6 protein-coding genes are annotated in these 4,286 nt (G+C 67.2%); 3 read left to right on the top strand and 3 right to left on the bottom strand.

The annotated features are described in order from the left end of the window. Positions 1-117: 117 nt before the first annotated feature. Complete coding sequence (locus DJ81_RS12785; RefSeq protein ID WP_094524741.1) at positions 118-435, bottom strand: DUF5785 family protein; 318 nt, start codon at positions 433-435, stop codon at positions 118-120. Between the two features lie 201 nt (positions 436-636). On the opposite strand from DJ81_RS12785, the gene DJ81_RS12780 reads away from it, so the two are divergent. Continuing rightward, the gene (locus tag DJ81_RS12780; protein WP_094524742.1) at positions 637-1,806 is read left to right on the top strand and encodes a glutathione-independent formaldehyde dehydrogenase; all 1,170 of its coding nucleotides are present in this window, start codon (positions 637-639) and stop codon (positions 1,804-1,806) included. A 52-nt stretch (positions 1,807-1,858) separates the two neighbouring features. Here the strand turns inward: DJ81_RS12780 and DJ81_RS19285 are convergent, their stop codons facing one another. After that, complete coding sequence (locus tag DJ81_RS19285; RefSeq protein ID WP_170938321.1) at positions 1,859-2,026, bottom strand: hypothetical protein; 168 nt, start codon at positions 2,024-2,026, stop codon at positions 1,859-1,861. A gap of 213 nt (positions 2,027-2,239) precedes the next feature. Between DJ81_RS19285 and DJ81_RS19280 the strand changes: the two genes are divergently transcribed. After that, positions 2,240-2,392 (top strand): hypothetical protein, encoded by a 153-nt coding sequence (locus DJ81_RS19280; RefSeq protein ID WP_170938320.1) that lies wholly within the window; start codon positions 2,240-2,242, stop codon positions 2,390-2,392. A gap of 24 nt (positions 2,393-2,416) precedes the next feature. On the opposite strand, the gene DJ81_RS12775 is transcribed toward DJ81_RS19280, so the two are convergent. After that, positions 2,417-3,544 (bottom strand): GTP-binding protein, encoded by a 1,128-nt coding sequence (locus DJ81_RS12775; RefSeq protein ID WP_094590025.1) that lies wholly within the window; start codon positions 3,542-3,544, stop codon positions 2,417-2,419. A 96-nt stretch (positions 3,545-3,640) separates the two neighbouring features. On the opposite strand from DJ81_RS12775, the gene DJ81_RS12770 reads away from it, so the two are divergent. Then, positions 3,641-4,108, top strand: a complete 468-nt coding sequence (locus DJ81_RS12770; protein ID WP_094590023.1) for a hypothetical protein — start codon at positions 3,641-3,643, stop codon at positions 4,106-4,108. Positions 4,109-4,286 lie beyond the last annotated feature (178 nt).

Raw genomic sequence — 4,286 nt, 5'->3', positions numbered from 1 at the left:
GGAGCGCAGCGAGCGTCCGCACTCCTCGCGGCTGGGGCTTTGGAGTCGCCCGCCGTCGAAGCAGTTATTTAAAAGAGAACGACTGATGCGTCCGAGACGTTTATCCCCGATTCGTATTCAGGCGCTGCCGTCGACGAACTGGTCGGCACCCTCGTAGAACCAGTAGCCGTTCTCGCGCATCACGCGGCCGAGCTCCTGGTGGAACTCGACGAAGTCCGCGAACTCCTCCTTCTCGACGCCCTCGAAGATCTCCTCGACGGAGACGACCGTCTCGTAGTCGATCCGGATCGGGTGGTCCCCGTACTGCTCGACGTACTCCGCGGTCGACAGCGGGAAGTCCTCCTCCTCGTCGATCTTCTTCGCGAGCACGGCGTGGCCGTACTGCCGCCTGCCCTCGCTGCCCTGCTCGCCGTCGGGGTCGTGTGGCCAGTCCATACCCTCCGTTTACCGTGCCGCAGGAAAGTCGTTGCGCTCCGCCGGACTCCCCGTCGACGCGCCACTGCGTCCCCTCGGCACACCGGCAGCCGACCGCGACGTACATGACGATTAATTGAATTGTACCATAATTTATTAACTATCTATGTAACGGAAAAACATTTAGAATACTCGAAGCTTTCCGTTAGGTTGGATCACATCATGAAAGCTGTTGTTTACCAAGGCCCGTACGACGTGGCCGTAGAAGAGGTAGATGACCCGGAGATCGAACACCCGAACGACGTCGTCGTCGACATCACGACGTCGTGTATCTGCGGCTCCGACCTGCACATGTACGAGGGTCGGACCGCGGCCGAGGAGGGGATCGTGTTCGGCCACGAGAACATGGGGATCGTCTCCGAAGTCGGTGAGGCCGTCTCGACACTGGAGGAGGGAGACCGCGTGGTGATGCCGTTTAACGTCTCCTGCGGGTTCTGCCAGAACTGCGAGGAGGGGTACACCGGCTTCTGTACCAACGTCAACCCCGGCTTCGCCGGCGGGGCCTATGGCTACGTCGCCATGGGGCCGTATCCGGGCGGACAGGCCGAGAAACTCCGCGTCCCGTACGCGGACCACAACGCGCTGAAACTGCCCGAGGGGCGCGAACACGAGGACGCGTTCTCGCTGCTCGCGGACATCTTCCCGACCGGCTGGCACGGCACCGAACTGGCGAACCTCCAGCCCGGGGAGTCGGTAGCGGTCTTCGGCGCCGGGCCGGTCGGGCTGATGGCCGCGTACAGCGCGAAGATCAAGGGCGCGGCCGAGATCTACGTCGTCGACCAGGTCCCGAGCCGACTGGAGCTGGCCGAGGACCACTGCGACGCGACCGCCATCGACTTCTCCGAAGGCGACCCGGTCGACCAGATCATCGAGGAACACGGCGGAATGGTCGACAAGGGCGTCGACGCGGTCGGGTATCAGGCGACCGACCCCGACAACGTCGACACCGAGACGGAGGACTACTCCTATCAGCCGGCCAAGGAGAACCCGGCGGTCGTGATCAACAACCTCATCCGCGTGGTCCGGCCGACGGGCGAGCTCGGCATCCCCGGCCTCTACGTCCCTGAGGACCCGGGCGCGCCCGACGACATGGCCGCGCAGGGGCGGCTCGGTATCGACTTCGGGAAGTTCTTCGAGAAGGGCCTCAAATGCGGCACGGGCCAGTGTAACGTCAAGTCGTACAACCGGTACCTCCGCGACATGATCATCGAGGGACGTGCCGACCCGAGCTGGGTGGTCTCGCACCGCGTCGACCTCGAGGAGGCCCCGGAGATGTACGAGGCGTTCGACGCCCGCGAGGAGGGCGTCACGAAGGTCCTCCTCGAACCCTGAGTCGCCGAGGCGCCGCCTCGCATCCGCTGTTCCGATTTTTCCGCCACCGATATCAGGTCCGGAGCCACGCCTTCGGGTGCTCCGCCCGGAGATGCGACTGGTACCGCGAGACGAGCTCCGGATACCCGTCCGCGACGCAGTGCCAGCCGCAGTGCTCGCAGCGCCGCTCGACCGCCTCGTCGTCGCTCTGAACGTGTCCGCCCCGCCTGTATGTGACCATAGTGGAGTGTCGCCGCGGCCGAGCCACGTCGATAGCTACCGTACGTCACGGACGGGGTTCACTCTGTCGGCGGACCCGAAATGCGCGACCGCCGGCGCTTCTCGGACGCGCGACCGCCCGAGCCCCTGAGACGCGCGACCGCCCGCGCTCCCGACAGTCGCTCTCACCACGGTCGGCGAAACCGGTATGTCGCTCCCTCGCGTGGGCACCCGTATGTGTAAGTACTGTAACTGGGCGTTCCACGACGGGTGGGGCGAGCTGCTGAAGTACGACGACGTCTACCAGTCGGCGGTCGGCACCGAGACCGAGTCCACCCACGGGTTCCACGAGGAGTGGGACGACTTACAGGCCGAACTGGGAATCTGAGCCCGACCGACTCTCGGGACCGATTCAGATCGGGAACGCGCTCGCTCCCTCGACCGCCTCGGGGTCCGACGCCGCCAAGTCGTCGAGTTCTCGCCGGATCCGCGACTCCTCCATCTCGCTGCCGATGAACACGAGCCGCGTGCGGCGGTCGTCGTCCGGTCCCCACTCGCCGATCGGCCCCGCCTGCACCGAGGGGCCGGCCTGACTCACGCCGATGACCTCGTCGGTGCCCGCGACGTTCGCGACGCCCTTCGCCCGCACGATGGCGCCGTCCCAGTCGTCGAGCCAGTCGGCGAACGGCTCCGGGGCGAGGGCGTTCGCGGAGCGGTAGACGAACGAGTCGACCCCGTGGGCCGCGGCGGCGCCCTCGGCGTGGTCGTGATCGTGGCCGTGAGCCTCCTCCTCCCCGCCGTGCCCGTCCGCCTCGCTTTCCGCGAGCGCGCGTTTCCACCCGGGCGACCGCTTGGCCGTCTCGAAGTCGAACCGTCCCGTGTCGAGCACCGCTCCGGGGTCGACCTCGGAGTAGCTCGTCCGGATCCGTTTCGCCCGCGGGCCGATCCGGTCGGCGACCGACTCGATCTCGTCGAGGACCTCGTCCGGGACCATGTCCGTCTTGTTCAACACGAGGACGTCGCAGAACTCGATCCCCTCGACGAGCACGTCCGCGAGGGGTCGGTCCGCGGCCGGCTCCCCGTCGCCCGGCAGGCTCTCGCCGGCGTCGAACTCCTTCCAGAACCCGTAGGTGTCGAGGACGGTGACCATCGTGTCGAGCCGGAAGCGTTCGGTGGGGTCGATCTCGGAGGCATCGGTCCCCTCCGTGAACGCCCGCGCCACCGGGATCGGTTCGGAGATGCCCGACGACTCCACGAGGAGGTAGTCGAACTCCCGCGACTCCGCGAGCGTCGCGGCCTCGCTCAGCAGGTCGTCCTGGAGTCGACAGCAGATACAGCCGTTCGAGAGGTCGACGATCCCCCCCTCGTCGTTCTCGCGGGCGACCAGCTCCGCGTCGACGTTCACCTCGCCCATGTCGTTTAAGATGACGGCGATCCGCCTGTCGCCGGGGTTCGCGAGCAGGTGGTTCACCATCGTCGTCTTCCCGGCGCCGAGGTACCCGCTGAGGACGGTCACGGGGATCCGGTCGTCGTCGCTCATACGTGTTACCGTGAGACGTGCTATCAGTATGAAACGATCGATCGGTGGGATCGTCCCGTCACAAAGCTTACCTCGCCCGCCCGGCCGTTCCCCGCCATGCGCCGCAGAGCCCTCCTCGCGACTGCGACGGCCGTCTCGACCGCCCCCCTCGCGGGCTGTCCCGTGCCGCCGTGGGGAGAAGTCCCCGACACCGTCGACGGCGCCGAGGTGACGCTCCGGCGCGAGCACACCGGGGAGTTCGAATCCGACGAACCGAATCCACACGACGCCGCCGTCCTGATCCGCGCGGTCGACGCCGACCCGCCGCGGCTCACCGTCAGGGGACGGCTGCTCGACGGCTCGCGAGAGTGTTATCGGATCGAGCTGATCGAAGCGACGCTCGACGCCGACCGCCTGCTGGTCCGGTTGACCGCCGAAGACGACCCGGACTGGGACGAGGAAGCGTGTCCGGACGTCGCCGTAGCCCACCCCTACGAGGTCATAATCGAGTTCGCGGAGGCGCCGGTCCCCGAGCGCGTCGAAGTCCGCCACAGCGACGAGACGATACTCGACGAACGGGTGTGATCGACAGAGAAACGGCGGATCGAGCTCACGCTTTTATACATATCCGGCAGCGGCGCGTGCCTGCGAGGCCGCGCCCGCGGCCGAGCCGCGAGGGACCTTCGGTCCCTCTGGAAGCCGGCGCTACGCGCCGGCGACAGCACCTGCGAGGGAGGCGGCGGGCCGGCGCGGGCCGATCCGC

The organism is Halorubrum sp. Hd13, from assembly GCF_002252755.1.
Lineage (GTDB): Archaea > Halobacteriota > Halobacteria > Halobacteriales > Haloferacaceae > Halorubrum.
Note: the sequence above shows the minus strand (reverse complement) of the source record. Positions and strands in the feature narration are given on the sequence as shown.